The organism is Agrobacterium larrymoorei (assembly GCF_030819275.1).
Classification (GTDB): Bacteria; Pseudomonadota; Alphaproteobacteria; order Rhizobiales; family Rhizobiaceae; genus Agrobacterium; species Agrobacterium larrymoorei_B.
The window spans coordinates 992,334-1,009,878 of record NZ_JAUTBL010000002.1; the positions used below are offsets into that span (position 1 = coordinate 992,334).

The following is a 17,545-nucleotide window of genomic DNA, read 5'->3' on the forward strand; positions in this document are numbered from 1 at the left end:
CGGCGCCCCGTTTCATGTCGTCTTCGTAAGCCTTAGCCAATCATCGCATTGTCGTTTCGCTTGATCGCGATAACGGTTGAACGCGGCAGCTTGCCTTCGCCATCCGGAAAAGGTGCATCCGGGTGCTGGATGCCAACGAAGTGGGTGCGCTTGTCTGCCGACCATGTCTGGCCGGTGACTTCCGAGCCCTTTGGCGCGGTCAGGAAACGCTCGATGCGGCCGGTGACCGGGTCGCCCGCCAGCATCTGGTTGTTGCCCTGACCGGCGAACTGGCCTTCATTGCTGTCCTCGCCATCGGTCTGGATCCAGAGAAGGCCGGTGGAGTCGAACATCATGCCGTCAGGCGAATTAAACATGTTGCCACCGTTGATGTTGGACGAGCCGGCATAGGCATCCTTGTGCACATCCGGATTACCGGCCATGCAGAAGAGATCCCACTTGAACTTGCCATCGGCGTGATCGTCATTGGCAGGGTACCAGCGAACGATCTGGCCATATTCGTTCTTCTCGCGCGGGTTGGCTGCGTTGACGGCCATCACATCGCCACCGGCATTGGTGCGCATCTTGCCGTCCTTTACTTCGCCGCGGCGGCTGTTGTTGGTCAGCGCGCAATAGGCTTCGATGGCGACCGGATTGATTGCGACCCATTCCGGGCGATCCATGGTCGTGGCGCCGACCTTCGAGGCCGCCTGGCGCGTAAAGACAGAGATTTCATCCAGCTTCATGCCGGTCGATTCCGGCGTCAGAGCCACCCACTCGCCATTGCCGTCATCCGTGAACTTCGCAACATAAAGCGTGCCTTCGTCCAGCAGTTTCGAAGTGTCACCGCCTGGAACATAGATGCCATTGGAGACGAACTTGTAGAGGAACTCGCCACGCTCATCGTCGCCCATATAAACGACGACGCGGCCATCGCGCGCTATGACCACGGCAGCATTTTCATGCTTGATGCGGCCAAGTGCTGTGCGCTTGATCGGCGTGGAAGAGGCGTTGGACGGATCGATCTCCACGACATAGCCAGCACGACGCGGCTCGTTCGGGTTCTTCGACACATCGAAACGCTCGTCGAACTTCTCGTAACCGTAGCGTGTCTCGGCGGCGATGCCGTAGCGCTTATAGTCATCCGGCATTTTGAAGTTGGCATCGGTGGAGCCGAAGTAGCCGTTGAAGTTTTCCTCGCAGGTCAGATAGGTGCCCCAAGGTGTGCGACCGGCGCCGCAATTGTTGAAGGTACCAAGACAGTCGACGCCCTTTGGATCGGCTGCGGTCTTGACGAGATCAGAGCCGGCAGCCGGTCCCGAAAGCTTCATCGGCGTGTTGTGGTGAATGCGGCGGTTGAACGGGCTGTCGACAACAATCTCCCAGCCGTCCTTGCCTTCCGCCACTTCCATGACCGTCACGCCCTGCATGTGCTGAAGGATCTTCACCTCATCCAGATTGGCGGGCATGCCTTTTTCGCGGTGGGGTAGGTTGGTCTCGTTGTTCACATATTCGTGGTTCACGGCAATTAGTTGATGGCTACCGACCACGAAGAGCTCCATGCCGTCGGTATTCTCGCCGAAGACCTTATCGGAGTTCTCCAGGCTGACGCCCTTTGCGGGGTCGATATCCGGCACGTTCGGAAAGAGCGGCTGCCCCCACTTGGCAAGCGGTTTCCAGCTGTAACCCTCCGGCACATGAACGGTGTGATCAGTCGCCGCTTGCACCGGCTTGAACGGGAAGCGGGAGGTTGCTTCCTGCGCCTGAGCGGAGGTGAAGGTGGCAAGATTGCCGAGCGTACCAAGAGCTGCGGCGGCAGAACCAAAGGCGAGCACGCCGCCAAGGAAACCGCGGCGTGAGATAGCGGATTCGACGACGCGGTCGAAATCGGTGACCGCTGGCGGCGGATTTTGCAGCTCGTCCCACTCGTCCCAGCTAAGCTTGCTTGTGTCGATGTTGGTCATGGCGCTCTCCATTCTCGTCGTTTTGAACAATTCTAGAGAAGGCAACTAAAGCGGGTTTATTACACCGATATGACGGAATGACCCGGCTGAAACGTCTTCAGGTTGTGGAGGTCGCGCAATTCACGCTTGTGTCCCCGGCGGGTGACTGAGCGGGAGAGGGCTTTCAGATTTGACTGTCTGGATGGTAAAATTGCTGCGAATGTCACTGACACTTGGAAGTTTCAGCACGCGGCCGACAAGCAACCTTTCTAAGCCGCGAGGTCCGGCACGACAACTTGCAAAAATAAGTCAGCCTCCCCGGAGGCCAGATGGCACGAAATGACATACGGCAGCATTGCGACCGTCTCTCTGAAGGCGACCGCAGAGGCGTGCTGGTGGCGCTCGATTTTGACGCTGACGAACACCATTAAGCCAAGACTGAGGCCAGTCCTGTCGAGGCTCGCGTGATAACCCCGAATGACGGCCGCCCTCTCCAGGGCACGAACCCGCCGCAGACAGGGGGAAGTGACAATCCAACCTCCTCGGCCAACTCGACATTGGGCAGGCGCGCATCTCGCTGCAACGCAGCAAGAATCCACGGCTTTCGCCGCTTATTGATTGGATTTGCTCTTCGGCTGGTTCCCATGCCTCATCCCTAATGGGGAAAGGGAAACCGCTCACCTTATTGGGTGAAGAAGGGGCCGCGCCTGGCCGCCCCACATGTTTTTAAAGTCTGGTCCAGGTCTGTGACTTGCACAGCACCTTCAACACGCAACCCTTCATACTAAGGGAATCGCCGGACACGGTGCCGGAGCCGCTATAGGTTTTGTCAGCGGCGGGGTCGGTAATTTCTCCCGAGTAGCTGTTGCCGCTGCCCGATAGCTTGCCGATCTGCCTACCCGCATGTTTCCCGGTCTTCAGCGTCACGCAGAAGGCAGAGCCGCATTTGGCAATCGCTGCGGTCTCGCCACTGGCCGTCTTCCAGTTGCCTTCGATGGCTTCGGCAGCAAACGCACTGCTGCTGATCAGAAATGCAAGACCTGCGAGAATCGTCAATTTCTTCATATGGACCTCCCAATCCAAACCAGGCACGACAGTGCCTTGCCACCATCGGCCTTCGCAACTCCCATGCGAATGCCGACCTTTATAGTTGACGTTCACGTAAAAGGAAACATGGGGCGGGGCCTCGCCACGAATTTTTTCAGGCTCCCCGAAGCCGATGATTGCGGCATTCGAAAACTGCAAGCTTCTGCCGTGGTTAGCAGAGCGTTTAAATCCATCCGTAAACTTTTCGTAAAATTGCGCGGAAAATCCTTAATTTGCAGGCTTTCCCATATTTAACAAAAATCCAATTTTACCAATCGTTTGGACTTTGTTTGGTACCCGTTAATCATGGATTTTAAGCGCCCGTTGAAAGCCGTTTGGCATAGTGAGGTCAACAAAGAGCAGGGACAACCTGACGACAGCCGGAGACGAAAAAGCCGCAGAAGACGGCACTGCTCCAAAGCTGAAAGCTTCCGCAGAGAAGCACCAAAAACAGGAAGAATACGGGCAAACAGGGACTAGAAAAATGGCAAGATTTGAAATGCGCGATATCGAGTTGGCAGTTGCCGGTGGACAAAGCCGCGCGGATGTCTTCTGCAATCTCGGCCTGATCTACGCGACAGGCCGTGGATGCCCGGTGGACCTCATTGCTGCCCACAAGTGGCTGAACATTGCAGCCATCAAGGGTTCGGAAAGAGCAGCATCGCTGCGCGCCGATCTTGCCCGGAACATGACCAAGGCAGACCTCGCAGCAGCCCTTCGCGCTGCCCGCGATTGGATGACCACGCACTAAATTCCAAGACGATTCAAAAAGACGGAGCGATCAAAAGATCGCCAATCGTTTCGACTGGTCCCTCCAGTCCCGGTCGGAACACCCATCATGGCCGCAAACGAAGACGGCAAAGCCGCACGCTTGCAACGAGAGATCAAAACCGTGACCGGCAGAAACAAGGCTGGCGCGGTTTTTTCTTGTCTTGATATCAGCCGAGCGCCTGAAGAACTTTCGGCAGTGCCTCGGCGAAAAGATCGAGCTTGTCATCGGGGCCCGCGCTGACACGGATGCAACGGTTGAGTGGCTCAACGCCCGGCATGCGGATGAAGACGCCATGCTCCATCAGGCCATCCACAATCGACTTCGCGTAGGCGCCGTCCTCGTGGCAATCGATCGTAACGAAGTTCGTGGCGGAGGGTAGGGGCGACAGGCCGTTCTGGCGGGCGATGGTGGAGATGCGCTCACGTGCATTGGCGATGCGCTTGACCACGTCGCGCAGATAAGCCTGATCTTTCAAGGCTGCGAGGGCGGCAGCGACCGAAACCCGTGACATGCCGAAGTGATTGCGGATTTTGTCGAAGGCTTCGGCATTGCCGAGCGTGCCGATCGCGTAGCCCACGCGCGCGCCTGCGAGGCCATAGGCCTTGGAGAAGGTGCGCATGCGCAAAACGTTCGGCATGCCGATCATGGCGCGGACGCTGGGAACAGCGCTCTCGGGTGCCGTTTCGCAATAGGCCTCGTCCAGAATCAACAGACAGGTTTCCGGCAGCGCCTTGGCGAATGTCAGAACCTCATTTGCATCCCACCAGCTTCCCATCGGATTGTCAGGATTTGCGAAATAAACCAGCGGCGCATTTTCCTTGATGACGAGATCCAGCAACCCATCGAGATTTTCATGGTCGTCGAGATAAGGCGTCGTCACCAGCCGGCCACCGTAGCCGTTCACGTGGTAATTGAATGTCGGATATCCGCCGAAGGAAGTCACAACTGGCGTGCCCGATTCTACTACCAACCGGACAATTTCGCCGAGAAGCCCATCCACGCCGCTGCCAATGGCAATATTGCCGCGGGAAATGCCATGATGGATGGCAAGCGCTTCACGCAACTCGTAATTTTCCGGGTCGGCGTACATCCAGGTTTCACGGGCGGCGTCGCGCATCGCCTCCAAGACGGACGGGGCGGGACCGAAACCGCTCTCATTGGCGCCGATACGCGCCTTCACTGCCAGTTTGCGGTTGCGTTCGATGGCCTCCGGGCCAACGAACGGAACGGTGGAAGGAAGCGAAGCGGCGAGCGGTGTAAAGCGCGAAAAGGCGGACATTTCAGTACGTTCCGTGGTTTTTGAGGCGGACGGGCTCACAATAGAAACAAAATCGGCCTGCGCAAGGCAGGCCGAGATGAATGCGATGGTTTTAGGCGAGTTTTTCGCGCCGGCCGAAGCCCGCAGTTATCAGAGAGATGTTTCGAAGCTCAAGCGACGTATATGGTGCAGAAACTCCGGATCGATCAGCATGTTGAAGCCAACAGCGGCATTTTCATCTTCTCGCCGGATCAGGGTGCAGCCGATCTCATCTCGAATGCCGATGATCTCAAGGTAAAAATTATTGGGAAGATCAAGATACGGACTGACTTCGATATCCGCGCCGAAAAGCGAAATCTTGCGGATAAGGCACCGCATGGTATTGCTGGTGCTGAGATGATGGCCGATGAAGGTGATCTTTCCAGGACGGTCGATCACGTACTTCTCGTACATTTCGTCTTGCGGAACGGTATCCTTTGACTTGATATCAATATTGAGTGTCATGACAACCTCCCGATTGCCTCTTCTCGTTCTTGAATGATACGCCTGCTACCTTGCCTAATCCTGAATGAAATCGCTAAGAGTCGATGCGTTTGTTTCGTTTCGGACGCTTGCGACCTCAGTCCCGGCTAAGCCTGTTCATCGCTAAAACACTATTGCCTCCATAAGGTTGCGCCGAGCTTGTTGACCGGTGGTGCGAAGCGATGGGCAGATGCTTGACGTGGAGCGTACTTGTCGTTACGCCTTCGCTGGTAACTGAGGCGATGGTACGGGTGGAGCATCTTATATGTCAGGCAGATTGGTCATCGTTGGCGCTGGGCAGGCAGCCTTCGCCCTTGCTGCCAAGCTTCGTGCTCTAAAGGACGATCGCCCGATAACCATCATAGGGTCGGAAGACGTGCTTCCCTATCAGCGCCCGCCGCTCTCAAAAAAATATTTGATGGGCGAGATGACCTTCGATCGACTCGAGTTTCGTCCTGCCGAATGGTTTGTCGAGAACAATGTCGATATCCGCCTTTCCACTTGGGTCGAAGAGATTGATCGCAACGCCAAGACCGTCAGGATGCAGGACGGCTCCCTGCTGGATTACGACAAGCTTGCACTGACGACGGGGGCTGCGCCGCGCGAGCTTCCTGCAGGTGTCGGGGGGGACCTCGAAGGCGTTCTGACCGTGCGCGATAAGCGCGATGCAGATCGTCTGATGGAAGAAATGCAGCCGGGCCGTCGCTTGCTGGTCATCGGTGGCGGTTACATCGGTCTTGAGGCCGCAGCCGTGGCGCGCCAACTTGGGCTTGAAGTGACGCTTATCGAAATGGCAGACCGCATTCTCCAGCGTGTCGCCTCGGCGGAAACGGCAACGATCATGCGCGATATTCACGTTGCGAAGGGTGTTTCCATTCGTGAAAAAACGGGCCTCGTTCGGCTGGACGGCAAGGATGGGCGCGTTGCAAAGGCGGAGCTTTCGGACGGCTCGACGCTGGAGGTAGATTTCGTCATTGCCGGCATAGGGGTGACGCCGAATGATCGGCTTGCCCGTGAATCGGGCCTCAAGGTCGGCAACGGCATTCTGGTGGATGAATTTACCCGCACATCCGATCCGGACATCCACGCTATGGGAGATTGTACGCTTCTGCCGATGGAAGGCGCTTCCGTTCGTCTTGAATCGGTGCAGAACGCCGTTGATCAGGCCGAGGCGGCAGCGCTGGTGCTTTCAGGCCAAGAACAGCCTTATAGGCCGAAGCCATGGTTTTGGTCGGATCAGTATGATGTGAAATTACAGATCGCCGGATTCAACGCAGGCTATGACGAGACAGTGCTACGTCCAGGCCAGCGAGAGGGCAGCCATTCCATTTGGTATTTCAGTCGAGGCCGCTTCATCGCCGTGGATGCCATCAACGATGCCAAGGCCTATGTCACCGGCAAGAAGCTGCTCGACTCCGGCGTGCAGCCGAATCGCGCTGTGCTTGCTGATCACGCTGCCGATTTGAAACTGCTTTTGACATGAGGACGACTATGCCCACCTCTGAGAATCGCTTCAAGAACGCCATCCATCGCGGTGAACCGCAGATCGGACTCTGGCTCGACATGGGGGAGTCGATCGCCGCGGAGATTGCCGGAACGGCTGGTTTCGATTGGCTCGTCATCGATGGTGAGCATGGCCCGAACGATCTTCGCAGCATCATCGAACAGTTGCGCGCGCTCTCGACATCGCCTTCGGAACCCGTTGTGCGGGTGCCGACAGGAGAGACCTGGATTATCAAGCAGATGCTGGATGCCGGTGCGCGAACGCTTCTGGTGCCGATGGTCGATTCGGCCGAGCAGGCCCGCGCGCTCGTATCCGCCATGCATTATCCGCCGCGGGGCATTCGCGGCATGGGTGCCGTTGTTGCCCGCGCGTCTGGCTTCGGCAGTGTCAGTGATTACAATCAAAAGGCGTCGGATAATGTCTGCCTTTTGATCCAGGCAGAAACACGTGCCGCGATAGCCGATCTCGATAATATTCTTCAGGTCGAAGGCGTTGATGGAGTTTTCATCGGCCCAGCCGACTTGGCGGCGGATATGGGATATCTCGGAAAAATTGATGAGCCAGAAGTTCAAAGCGTCATCGAGGCCGCGATTCGCAAGATCGTCGCCGCTGGCAAGGCTGCGGGCATTCTTACCTTCAATGAGGCATACAATAAGCGCTATCTTGAATTGGGAGCTTCATTCGTGGCGGTGGGAGCCGATGTCTTCGAGTTCTCGAATGTGCTCCGGCAGCTCGCAGCTCGCTACAAGGGCGGCGCGACAGGGCCGAAGGCCTCTGGTTATTGACGATCAATCGTCATTGGTCGCGTTCAGTTTTTCCGGCGGTATGCCTTCCTGGCCGGAAGAGAGATGGCCTTCCGCAATAAGCCTTTCTCGGAGAATACGCGCGATGGCTTCGTCTTCACTCATGCGGTTGTCACGCGCGAAAGCGGATAGGGCGGTTTCGATTTCCTGAGAGAGTTGCACGTCGCTCCTCCATTCCAAAAGAAAAGAGGGCAGGGAGGCGTCGCCTTCCTGCCCTTGATGTTAACGCAGTTAGCGCCAACGATAGAGGCTGCTGCTGTTGTGCTGCGTCGAGGCGTTTGCCACGAAATAGCCGAGGGCGAAGCCCAATGCGCCGACGACGGTCAGAACAGACGTCGCGGTCGCAGGGTTTTCCTTCACTGCTTCTACCACGTTATGGCTCTGCGCCTTCACGGTCTCGGCTGCACTCTGCGCCACGCGCTGAACGCGGCCTTTTGCTTCGTCCACAAAGTCCGACGCGTCTTCCGAGATCGAGCCAGCGCGCGCCGATACAGACTTGGAAAGAGATGCGATCTGAGAGCGGAGCTCAGCGATCTGGTTTTCGACAGAATCTTCAACGACGTTCAATTTGGTCTGTGCCATTTGAAATCACCTCATGTTGTTTCCGTGTCGATAACGCGACCAAACTCGATAATGTTCCAAAACGGATAGAGGTGAAATGAGCGTTTGTTCTGAGTTGGTGGCCAGCAGGGACTGCTAGGTTAGGCGCCCTCGAAAGACATCCTTTACGGCCTAAAGCACGCAGAGTGGTTCGATTTGTGTGCCTTAAACTCAGAGTTCTCGATGGAGCTTGATCGTATGCGCTCCTTAAATGTCGATACCGACCGTCTGTGCGCTTAAAGGCGACTGCATAAAAGACCGCGTTTGCCAGTGGCTTCATTGCCAATGAGGGGTACTAGAGTTCAACGACTTGTGAGCGCTCGTCGGCGCCTATGGAGCCGAACACTCTATCGAGCCACGAACCAATATGGATTCTTTTTCCCGCAGGGATAATCGCTGATTCTGTTCAAGGCAGTGACGGATCGTGTCGTCAAAACCATTCGTCCGTACAGCTTCAAGCACCACATCACAGTGTAGCGGTGAGTGTGTTCCAGAAGTGCAACTATATATGGACATATTTTGGAATGGCGGAGAGGAAGGGATTCGAACCCTCGATACGCTTTTGACGTATACTCCCTTAGCAGGGGAGCGCCTTCGACCACTCGGCCACCTCTCCGGTGCCGCCTGATTATTGCGGAAGAAAAACGAATGCAAGCGCTTTTAATGAGAGAGTGGAAAAAGACCTATCTAATGACGGCTTTTCGCCCTTCATGAAGCTACGCAATAATCGGAGGGGCCATGCCTTCGACGAATCGAGTCACTTCATCCAGATGATTCCCGCTTTGGGAAACTGCGATTCGTGTGAGCGCCTAACTTAGGTGAGGCTCCCGTCTCTCTCTGACGGTGCATCAAAAGAGAGTTAGGTGCTCTCCTAAGTTGTCAGTTAGCGCAACGTTGGAAGATGATGCAACATTCGACTTACTCAATTTCATGTCTCTAATGCTCAAGCTTTCCCATTGTTTCTATTAACTATTTGTTAAATCTCCTTATCCCGACGCATCCTAAAATGTGTTTTTTCAGCAACATGGTTATGTGAAGCACCTAATCATACCTGTCATAAATCTCTTTGCCGATTGCGCCCGGCGAAAGCTTTTGTATTTTCAGCAACGGAAGCGCGGCGGTGGATCGCTCGTTTTCAAAAAAAACGGGAATGGGGCAGGGAATGCTGTCCTTCAGCTTAAGAACCCAGACCCTTATGAAACTTGACTGGAGGTCAACATGAACATCAAGAGCCTTCTCATTGGCTCCGCTGCAGCTCTTGCAGCAGTATCTGGCGCAAAGGCCGCTGACGCTATCGTCGCTGCTGAGCCTGAGCCCCTGGAATACGTTCGCGTTTGCGACGCTTTCGGCGCTGGCTTCTTCTACATTCCTGGTTCCGAAACCTGCCTGAAGTTCGACGGCTTCGTTCGTTTCCAGGTTAACTTCGGTCGTAACCAGTCCGGCACGTCTGACTGGGACGCTGTTTCGCGCGGCCAGTTCAACATCGACACCCGTTCGGACACCGAACTCGGCGTTCTGCGTGGCTACATCGGTCTGCAGGGCAACGCTGATGCCGCTGGCACGACCGTTGCTACGGACGCTGTTTTCGTTGAGCAGGCTTTCATCGAACTCGGCGGCCTGAAGGTCGGTAAGTTCTACAACTGGTGGGATAACGGTCTCTCCGGCGAAACCGACAACCTCTCTTCCAACACGCTGTTCAACTCCATTCGTTACACCTACGACGCTGGCTCCTTCTACGCTGGTCTGTCTGTCGACGAACTGGAAGGCGTAACCTACGCTGTTACCGGCGACCAGCCGAACAACGTTGGCTTCTCTGGCGCTCTCGGCGGCAAGTTCGGCGGCGCAGCTGTTGAAGTTCTTGGTGGCTACGACGTTGACCGCAGCAACGGTGCAGCTCGCGTCATCGCTACGGCTGACCTTGGTCCTGGCTCGCTCGGCGTTGGTGCCGCTTGGGCTTCCGGCGCAAATGCTTACTTCGCAGTGTCCGAATGGGCAGTTGCTGCTCAGTACGCTTACAAGGCGACTGACAAGCTGACCATCACCCCCGGCGTTCAGTACTACAGCGGCTACGGCTTGGTCTCTCAGGACACGTTCTCCAACAACGACGGTTGGAAGGGCGGTCTGACGGTTGACTACAAGATCACCGATGGCCTCACCACAAAGCTTGCTGTCAACTACCTTGACATCGACAACACTCCTAAGACTTGGACTGGTTTCGTTCGCCTTCAGCGTTCGTTCTAATCTGATGTGACCTAATCAGTGACGGAAACCCGGCTTTCGAGCCGGGTTTTTTTTGGCCTGATGTTCAACTCTGCGGGCATAGCGAAGTGTGGGGCTTATCCTCGACTCTTAGCGACGAAAGCTATCCCCACCTGTATCTCGATCCCGGTCTTTCGAAATTCGGATGAACTTGCTTGTTGCGAGATGTTTTGAATACTCGACGGCGATCTAAATCTGGAGAGGCCGGTAGCAAGTTCGTTGCCATCTATCAGAGTAGGAGTGCTGTGTGGTCGACTTGGACTTCGTGGATGGTTTGACATAGCGTCGGCTGGTCAATTGAAGCGCTAAATAATAAAATTCTAATATTATGTATTCTTTTGCTATCTAATTTTTCGCAACGTGGGGCTATTTAATAATGTATCGCTAGGAGGGCTACGTCACATGATAACATAAAAAGATTCTAAATTAGTAATTTATTGGATGAAAATATGGACTTTAAGCCTCTATTAATGAATCTATATGCTCGCCTTAATTTTGTAACTGAATTGCAACAGTAAAGATTGAAGGCCCTAGCATTGTGACAAATTTATAGCCTCTTTGATTGCGCGACTCTCACCATTCCGGTCTAATCACTTTCAGAGCAGCACTTACACGTTTTGGATCGACGGGCTGCTTCATCAATCTTGACTGGAGGTCAACATGAACATCAAGAGCCTTCTCATTGGCTCCGCTGCAGCTCTTGCAGCAGTATCTGGCGCAAAGGCCGCTGACGCGATCGTCGCTGCTGAGCCTGAGCCACTGGAATACGTTCGCGTTTGCGACGCTTTCGGCGCTGGCTTCTTCTACATTCCTGGTTCCGAAACCTGCCTGAAGTTCGACGGCTTTGTTCGTTTCCAGGTTAACTATGGCCGCGACCAGTCTGGCACGTCTGACTGGGACGCTGTTTCGCGCGGCCAGTTCAACATCGACGCACGTTCGGACACCGAACTCGGCGTTCTGCGTGGCTACATCGGTCTGCAGGGCAACGCTGATGCTGCTGGCTCGACCCTTCCTAACGACGCTGTTTTCGTTGAGCAGGCTTTCATCGAACTCGGCGGCCTGAAGGTCGGTAAGTTCTACAACTGGTGGGATAACGATCTCTCCGGCGAAACGGATGAGCTTTCCTCCAACACGCTGTTCAACTCCATTCGTTACACCTATGACGCTGGTTCCTTCTACGCTGGTCTGTCTGTTGACGAACTGGAAGGCGTAACCTACGCTGTTACCGGCGACCAGCCGAACAACGTTGGCTTCTCTGGCGCTCTCGGCGGCAAGTTCGGCGGCGCAGCTGTTGAAGTTATCGGTGGCTACGACGTTGACCGCAGCAACGGTGCAGCTCGCATCATCGCTACGGCTGACCTTGGTCCTGGTACACTTGGTTTGGCTGGTGTTTGGGCTTCCGGCGCAAATGCTTACTTCGCAGTGTCCGAATGGGCAGTTGCTGCTCAGTACGCTTACAAGGCGACTGACAAGCTGACCATCACCCCTGGTGTTCAGTACTACAACGGCTACGGCTTGGTCTCTCAGGACACGTTCTCCAACAACGACGGTTGGAAGGGCGGTCTGACGGTTGACTACAAGATCGTCGAAGGTTTGACGACGAAGGTCGCTGTCAACTACCTCGACATCGACAATACCCCGAAGCAGTGGACTGGTTTCGTTCGCCTTCAGCGTTCGTTCTAATCTGATCTGAACTAGTCAGTGACGGAAACCCGGCCTTCGAGCCGGGTTTTTGTTTTGGTGGGGATGGTCGCGGTCATCAAATTGGCTTCCCATCACATTTTGTTGTGGTTCCGCCACAGTCCTGAAAGAAGAAGATCGTAAGGTCCCCGAATTAACTCGATGCTTGTTGCGTTGCGGTGCGTCTTTGCATCTACTCGAATGTAAGAAGCAACGCATGTTTGCGATTTGGCCGCTGCTTCTCCTGATTCGCTTGGAGATCGATATGCACATCAAGAGCTTTTTGTTTGGTGCCGCTGCAGCACTTGCAACCGTGCCTAGCGCACATGCAGCCGACGCCATCGTCGCCGCTGAGCCTGAGCCACTGGAATATGTTCGCGTTTGCGACGCATTCGGCACCGGTTTCTTCTACATTCCGGGCACCGAGACCTGCCTGAAGTTCGGCGGTTACATCCGTTTTGAAACAGATTTTGGTCGCAACGAGTCCGGCACGTCCGATTGGGATAGCTTCACACGTGCTCAGTTCGAAATGGATGTCCGCTCGGATACCGAACTTGGCGCCTTGCGCGGCTTCATCGGCTTCCGTGGCAACGCCGATAGTGGCTCCGCCGCTGCATCGACCACAAACACCAGTGATACGGGTTCCGGCCTTTTCGTAGACCAAGCTTTCATCGAACTCGGAGGGCTGAAGGTCGGTAAGTTCTACAGCTGGTGGGATGACGATCTCTCCGGCGAGACGGATCTTCTCTCTTCCAACACCCTATTTAACTCCGTTCGTTACTCCTACGACGCCGGTGCTTTTTCTGCCGGGATTTCGGTGGACGAGCTGGAAGGGATTGCCTTCGTTGGTGACACCACGGTCGACAACAACGTCGGTATTGCTGGAAGCTTGGCTGGCAAGTTCGGTGGCGGTAGCTTGTCGCTCATCGGCGGTTACGATACCGATCGTGAAGACGGTGCCGTCCGCTTGATCGGCTCCTTCGATGTCGGCCCCGGCGCCTTCAGCTTTGCTGGCGTCTATGCATCCGGTGTCAATGCCTATTACGCGCTGTCTGAATGGGCTGTCGTTGCTGAATACGCTTATAAGGTCACCGACAAGCTGACCATCACGCCCGGCGTTCAGTGGCTTGGAAATGTGGCGACTAAGGATGCCGCGTTCGACATCGTCAATACCGGCTGGTCAAACAATGATGCTTGGACCGCGGGCCTCACCGTCGATTACAAGGTTGTGCAAGGCTTCACGACCAAGGTGACGGCAAACTATTATGATGAAGACAACCGTCCGGAATTCTGGACGGGCTTCGTTCGCTTGCAGCGCGATTTCTAAGCGCCTTTATAAAGAATGACAAAAGCCCGGCCACGCGCCGGGCTTTTTTGTTTGGGAGGATTGGCTGATGGGCCGTGATAGCAGCGCGAGCGAGGGCTTATAGCTAGAAGTGCACGCTACCTTGCGGCGAGCATGAGCGCCGGAGAACAGGTCTGAAGTGTGAAAGTTGATTCTAAAACCTTCTTCGCTTTCGAAGCATGCCGCGCGAAAGTGGTCACAGGTTTTGCGATAGCGACATGCACTGGATAAAGATCTAAAGCGTAACGAGCGAATCTGAAGGCTCGCAACAGGCCTTGGTTCTTGCGCAACATGATCGAGAGCGACCAAAGACCACTCGATACAGTCGCTCAAGCGTCAACCTGCACGACCGTTTCGTAGATCGTTGACGATGTCCGCTTGCTGACCAAGCCGCGTTTTGTAGACCTGATAGTTTTCCATCACGCGCTGAACGTAGTTGCGTGTCTCTGGGAACGGAATACGCTCGATCCAATCCACAACCTCATCGATCGGTTTTCCGCGCGGATCCCCGTAGCGGGCGATCCATTCTGGCACGCGCTTTGGTCCTGCATTATACGCGATGAAGGTCAGGATGTAGGATCCGCCGAAGCTATCGATCTGCTCACCAAGATAGTGAGCGCCGAGAGTGGCATTATATCCGGCGTCGGTTGTTAGCTTCGCTTGCGTGTAAGCCATGCCATGGCGGCTGGCGACACCCTTGGCCGTTCCAGGCAGAAGTTGCAGCAGGCCGCGCGCATTGGCGGGCGAGACGGCAGCCGGATTGAAAGCGCTTTCCTGCCGGGCAATTGCATAGGCGAGTGCCTTGCCCGAACCGGAGATATTGGCGCTCACCGGGATGACGCCAATGGGGTAGGCGAGGGCAGCGGCATCGATACCGCGGCTGAACGCCGTTTTGCCGATCTGGAGCGAGACCTGATGATTGTTGTTGCGCTCGGCGCGCGCTGCAAGGATTGCCAATTCACCGGGGCTGTCGATCTGGTCGGCGAGCGCCCGGTAGATTCCGTCTGCCCGCCAGCTGTAGCCTGCCGCCTCAAGCCGCTCGATAGCACGCACCGCTTCGCGACCAGCAAATCGGCTACGATCGGCAGCACTTGGCGATGGGTATGTGACGTTGAGGGTCGTGACACCGATGCGCGCGGCGGCAAGCTGGCCGTAAAATGTGCCGGGATGAGACGCTGCCTTGGAGAAATAGTCGCGCGCGTTGCCCGGGCCTCCGGCCTCTGCTGCACGTCCAAGCCAGTAATAGGCGCGCGAGGCGGAAAGTGGCCGGTTTGATGCTGCAAGAAGTGCCTTGAAATGCCGCGCGGCAAGCGCCGGTTCATGCAGCGCGCGCAGAGCGTACCAGCCCGCATGAAATTCAGCATCGGCCACGTCCACGGGCGAGGTTGCTGAATGGTTAGCCACGACGCGATAAGCGCCCTGGAAATCCCCGAGATCTGCAAGCCCGCGGGCGACGATCCGACGCTCGTTCCACCACTCCCCAGGATTGACAAGTTTTCCGCTCTCCTTCGGCGCGCGCGCCAGAAGTTTTGCGGCGTCTTCATATTTTTGCTGATGACGGAGGTTTTCGATCTGAGCGAAGAGGTAGACCGGATCGTTTCGCCAGTAAGTCTCGACGGCATTCAATAAGGCTGGCGCATTGTTGGCGCGTTGCAGAACCGCAGCCCAAGCCTTGTAGAGCGACTGCGCCTTGCCGAGATCTCCGAACCGCTTGGCCTGGCTGACACGGCTGCGATACATGAGATAGTCCATCCGGGCCTTGTGATCGGCTGGAGACAGACTGCCGCTGAATTCAGCAATGACGCGATCTTCAAGATCGGTGTCCATGCCTTCGCTCACCCACAACTGGCGAATCAGTTGCTGGGCACGAGCCGCGTTGCCGGATGAGGTGAGGGCATGCGCCAGCGCAATCGTGCCTTCAGGCGTTTCAGATCTGGAGGAGCCGAATGCGCTAAGCACCTGTGCAGCAGAAGGATTTTCCCGCAGCATCGCGCGTTCCGAATTGGCTCTTAGCGTAGATAGGCCTGGCCAACCGTCCAGTTCCCGTTGCGCTGCCGCAATTTCCGCGGAGGAAACGTCTTTTTGGCCCGAAATGGCAATTGCCCAGGTGAGGATATGACGGTCGAGACTCGTTGAGGGGAGGCTATTGCGAATCGCAATCGCCCCGCTCGCATCCCTATTGGACAGCGCATCGAGCCCTGCTTTAAGTTGTGTGACGTCAACCGGGTTTGCCGGGCGGATGATCGAGCCTGTTACTTCCGGTGAGGCAGGCAAAAAAGCCGGAACGGCAGGCGCATTGGGGCGCGCGAATGGCAGGGGAACAACGTTCTCCGACGCCGGCCCCGCCCACGCACTCCAAACGGTTGCGACGACACCCGCGGTGATCAAACCAAAAGCTGCTGTTTTCTTCATCCCTTACTCACCAGCGGACAATACCGAACACGACCGACAGCTCCCTCTAAAAAGAGACGAGAGGCTGCGCCTTCGCGACATCTGCGTTTCACATCACCCTTTGCGCGTGAATGTCCACGGCACGTCGCTCCTGCATCCATTAGCTGCTCGTAGCCTTAACGAAACCCTAAGCGAATGCCTCCCATTCGATCAAATTTCGGTAACATTGCGCCGACAACACGCTTCAAACCAGTCACTTTTGTGATGAGGCTGGAGACGGGACTTGGCCGCGAAACAATTTACGTTTCCTGGCCGAAAGCCGCGGTTAAAAGCTTGTGGGCCGACTGGCTCCCAACTAATGTGACAACCGTTTTAACCACGGAATGCGGCTGAAGCATGAACTGGCTCACCGCAAGGAGTTTTGCATGTTCAAGGGATCTATTCCCGCCCTGATTACGCCGTTTACAGCTGAAGGTGCTGTGGACGAAACGGCTTTCGCCGCCCATGTGGAATGGCAGATCGCCGAAGGCAGCAGCGGCCTCGTGCCCGTCGGCACCACGGGGGAGTCACCGACCCTGTCGCATGACGAGCATAAGCGGGTGATCGAGCTGTGCGTTGAGGCTGCGGGCAAACGGGTCCCGGTGATTGCCGGCGCCGGTTCCAACAACACCAGTGAGGCGATCGAACTTGCGCTTCACGCCCAGGAAGTCGGCGCGGATGCGCTTCTCGTCGTCACGCCCTACTACAACAAGCCGACGCAGAAGGGGCTTTTCGCTCACTTTTCCGCTATAGCGGAAGCGGTCGATCTTCCCATCATCATCTATAACATCCCGCCGCGATCGGTGATTGATATGATGCCGGAGACGATGGGTGCACTCGTCAAGGCGCATAAAAATATCGTTGGCGTTAAGGACGCCACCGGCAAGCTCGATCGTGTTTCCGAGCAGCGCATTCATTGCGGCAAGGACTTTGTGCAACTGTCGGGAGAAGACGGCACGGCACTCGGCTTCAATGCTCATGGCGGCGTAGGCTGTATCTCGGTCACTGCCAACGTCGCGCCGCGGCTCTGTGCCGAGTTCCAGGCGGCGATGGCTGCCGGAGACTATGCGCTGGCGCTCGATTATCAGGATCGTCTGATGCCGCTCCACAAGGCCATCTTCATGGAGCCCGGCGTCTGCGGCACCAAGTATGCGATCTCCCGGACGCGCAATGGAAGCCGCAAAGTTCGCTCGCCACTGATGGACACGCTGGAACCATCGACAGAGGCGGCAATCGACGCTGCTCTCAAGCATGCAGGCCTGATGAGCTAAGCGCTGCAAAGTGCGTGCATGATAGGATAAGACAGATGCGCGCAAGTCGCGCATCTTCACTTTCAGCGCTGCTTTGATTACATAAGCGCCGAA

General features: G+C 56.0%; 16 protein-coding genes and 1 tRNA gene. 7 read left to right on the forward strand and 10 right to left on the reverse strand.

Annotated elements, in window-relative coordinates; genetic code table 11:
* Positions 1-32: 32 nt before the first annotated feature.
* From QE408_RS13400 to QE408_RS13410, 4 genes are all read right to left on the reverse strand, one after another.
* Positions 33-1,943, reverse strand: coding sequence for a PhoX family protein (locus QE408_RS13400; RefSeq protein ID WP_306931873.1), 1,911 nt, complete (start codon positions 1,941-1,943; stop codon positions 33-35).
* Positions 1,944-2,191: 248 nt separating this feature from the next.
* On the reverse strand, positions 2,192-2,350 hold the full coding sequence (locus QE408_RS23005; RefSeq protein ID WP_373465547.1) for an Lrp/AsnC ligand binding domain-containing protein: 159 nt from the start codon (positions 2,348-2,350) through the stop codon (positions 2,192-2,194).
* Entirely contained in the window at positions 2,350-2,568 is a 219-nt protein-coding gene (locus QE408_RS23010; RefSeq protein WP_373465548.1) for an AsnC family transcriptional regulator, read from the reverse strand. The genes QE408_RS23005 and QE408_RS23010 overlap by 1 nt, the downstream gene beginning before the upstream one ends.
* 80 nt (positions 2,569-2,648) lie before the next feature.
* Positions 2,649-2,987, reverse strand: coding sequence for a DUF2147 domain-containing protein (locus tag QE408_RS13410; RefSeq protein WP_306931875.1), 339 nt, complete (start codon positions 2,985-2,987; stop codon positions 2,649-2,651).
* A 505-nt stretch (positions 2,988-3,492) separates the two neighbouring features.
* On the opposite strand from QE408_RS13410, the gene QE408_RS13415 reads away from it, so the two are divergent.
* Entirely contained in the window at positions 3,493-3,759 is a 267-nt protein-coding gene (locus QE408_RS13415; protein WP_296017900.1) for a sel1 repeat family protein, read from the forward strand.
* A 187-nt stretch (positions 3,760-3,946) separates the two neighbouring features.
* Here QE408_RS13415 and QE408_RS13420 read toward each other — a convergent pair whose 3' ends face one another.
* Positions 3,947-5,059: a pyridoxal phosphate-dependent aminotransferase gene (locus QE408_RS13420; protein ID WP_306931877.1), complete on the reverse strand. Its 1,113-nt coding sequence runs from the start codon at positions 5,057-5,059 to the stop codon at positions 3,947-3,949.
* A gap of 129 nt (positions 5,060-5,188) precedes the next feature.
* Positions 5,189-5,542 carry a hypothetical protein gene (locus QE408_RS13425; RefSeq protein WP_306931879.1) on the reverse strand — a complete coding sequence of 118 codons (354 nt, stop codon included), beginning with the start codon at positions 5,540-5,542 and terminating at the stop codon, positions 5,189-5,191.
* A 283-nt stretch (positions 5,543-5,825) separates the two neighbouring features.
* Between QE408_RS13425 and QE408_RS13430 the strand changes: the two genes are divergently transcribed.
* Together QE408_RS13430 and QE408_RS13435 are read left to right on the forward strand one after the other, a co-directional pair.
* Positions 5,826-7,043, forward strand: a complete 1,218-nt coding sequence (locus tag QE408_RS13430; protein ID WP_306931881.1) for an NAD(P)/FAD-dependent oxidoreductase — start codon at positions 5,826-5,828, stop codon at positions 7,041-7,043.
* A gap of 8 nt (positions 7,044-7,051) precedes the next feature.
* Positions 7,052-7,849 carry an HpcH/HpaI aldolase/citrate lyase family protein gene (locus QE408_RS13435; protein WP_306931882.1) on the forward strand — a complete coding sequence of 266 codons (798 nt, stop codon included), beginning with the start codon at positions 7,052-7,054 and terminating at the stop codon, positions 7,847-7,849.
* Positions 7,850-7,852: 3 nt separating this feature from the next.
* Here QE408_RS13435 and QE408_RS13440 read toward each other — a convergent pair whose 3' ends face one another.
* The 3 genes from QE408_RS13440 to QE408_RS13450 all read right to left on the reverse strand — a co-directional run bounded on the left by QE408_RS13440 (position 7,853) and on the right by QE408_RS13450 (position 9,083).
* Positions 7,853-8,029, reverse strand: coding sequence for a hypothetical protein (locus QE408_RS13440; protein WP_306931884.1), 177 nt, complete (start codon positions 8,027-8,029; stop codon positions 7,853-7,855).
* A 69-nt stretch (positions 8,030-8,098) separates the two neighbouring features.
* Entirely contained in the window at positions 8,099-8,449 is a 351-nt protein-coding gene (locus QE408_RS13445) for a hypothetical protein (RefSeq protein WP_306931886.1), read from the reverse strand.
* 543 nt (positions 8,450-8,992) lie between these two features.
* Positions 8,993-9,083: transfer RNA gene (locus QE408_RS13450), tRNA-Ser, on the reverse strand.
* Between the two features lie 602 nt (positions 9,084-9,685).
* Between QE408_RS13450 and QE408_RS13455 the strand changes: the two genes are divergently transcribed.
* The 3 genes from QE408_RS13455 to QE408_RS13465 all read left to right on the forward strand — a co-directional run bounded on the left by QE408_RS13455 (position 9,686) and on the right by QE408_RS13465 (position 13,733).
* The gene (locus tag QE408_RS13455; protein ID WP_306931888.1) at positions 9,686-10,708 is read left to right on the forward strand and encodes a porin; all 1,023 of its coding nucleotides are present in this window, start codon (positions 9,686-9,688) and stop codon (positions 10,706-10,708) included.
* A gap of 678 nt (positions 10,709-11,386) precedes the next feature.
* Entirely contained in the window at positions 11,387-12,409 is a 1,023-nt protein-coding gene (locus QE408_RS13460; RefSeq protein WP_306931890.1) for a porin, read from the forward strand.
* A 262-nt stretch (positions 12,410-12,671) separates the two neighbouring features.
* A complete protein-coding gene (locus QE408_RS13465; protein ID WP_306934799.1) occupies positions 12,672-13,733 on the forward strand; it encodes a porin in 1,062 nt (353 codons plus the stop codon).
* 354 nt (positions 13,734-14,087) lie between these two features.
* Here QE408_RS13465 and QE408_RS13470 read toward each other — a convergent pair whose 3' ends face one another.
* Positions 14,088-16,163, reverse strand: a complete 2,076-nt coding sequence (locus QE408_RS13470) for a lytic transglycosylase domain-containing protein (protein ID WP_306931892.1) — start codon at positions 16,161-16,163, stop codon at positions 14,088-14,090.
* A gap of 404 nt (positions 16,164-16,567) precedes the next feature.
* Between QE408_RS13470 and dapA the strand changes: the two genes are divergently transcribed.
* The gene (gene dapA, locus QE408_RS13475) at positions 16,568-17,452 is read left to right on the forward strand and encodes a 4-hydroxy-tetrahydrodipicolinate synthase (RefSeq protein WP_306931894.1); all 885 of its coding nucleotides are present in this window, start codon (positions 16,568-16,570) and stop codon (positions 17,450-17,452) included.
* Positions 17,453-17,545 lie beyond the last annotated feature (93 nt).

Excerpts from the sequence above, each read along its gene's own strand:
- QE408_RS13400 (WP_306931873.1), bottom strand. The coding sequence starts at position 1,943 with ATGACCAACATCGACACAAGCAAGCTTAGCTGGGACGAGTGGGACGAG.
- QE408_RS23005 (WP_373465547.1), bottom strand. The coding sequence starts at position 2,350 with ATGGTGTTCGTCAGCGTCAAAATCGAGCGCCACCAGCACGCCTCTGCG.
- QE408_RS23010 (WP_373465548.1), bottom strand. The coding sequence starts at position 2,568 with ATGGGAACCAGCCGAAGAGCAAATCCAATCAATAAGCGGCGAAAGCCG.
- QE408_RS13410 (WP_306931875.1), bottom strand. The coding sequence starts at position 2,987 with ATGAAGAAATTGACGATTCTCGCAGGTCTTGCATTTCTGATCAGCAGC.
- QE408_RS13415 (WP_296017900.1), top strand. The coding sequence starts at position 3,493 with ATGGCAAGATTTGAAATGCGCGATATCGAGTTGGCAGTTGCCGGTGGA.
- QE408_RS13420 (WP_306931877.1), bottom strand. The coding sequence starts at position 5,059 with ATGTCCGCCTTTTCGCGCTTTACACCGCTCGCCGCTTCGCTTCCTTCC.
- QE408_RS13425 (WP_306931879.1), bottom strand. The coding sequence starts at position 5,542 with ATGACACTCAATATTGATATCAAGTCAAAGGATACCGTTCCGCAAGAC.
- QE408_RS13430 (WP_306931881.1), top strand. The coding sequence starts at position 5,826 with ATGTCAGGCAGATTGGTCATCGTTGGCGCTGGGCAGGCAGCCTTCGCC.
- QE408_RS13435 (WP_306931882.1), top strand. The coding sequence starts at position 7,052 with ATGCCCACCTCTGAGAATCGCTTCAAGAACGCCATCCATCGCGGTGAA.
- QE408_RS13445 (WP_306931886.1), bottom strand. The coding sequence starts at position 8,449 with ATGGCACAGACCAAATTGAACGTCGTTGAAGATTCTGTCGAAAACCAG.
- QE408_RS13455 (WP_306931888.1), top strand. The coding sequence starts at position 9,686 with ATGAACATCAAGAGCCTTCTCATTGGCTCCGCTGCAGCTCTTGCAGCA.
- QE408_RS13460 (WP_306931890.1), top strand. The coding sequence starts at position 11,387 with ATGAACATCAAGAGCCTTCTCATTGGCTCCGCTGCAGCTCTTGCAGCA.
- QE408_RS13465 (WP_306934799.1), top strand. The coding sequence starts at position 12,672 with ATGCACATCAAGAGCTTTTTGTTTGGTGCCGCTGCAGCACTTGCAACC.
- QE408_RS13470 (WP_306931892.1), bottom strand. The coding sequence starts at position 16,163 with ATGAAGAAAACAGCAGCTTTTGGTTTGATCACCGCGGGTGTCGTCGCA.
- dapA (WP_306931894.1), top strand. The coding sequence starts at position 16,568 with ATGTTCAAGGGATCTATTCCCGCCCTGATTACGCCGTTTACAGCTGAA.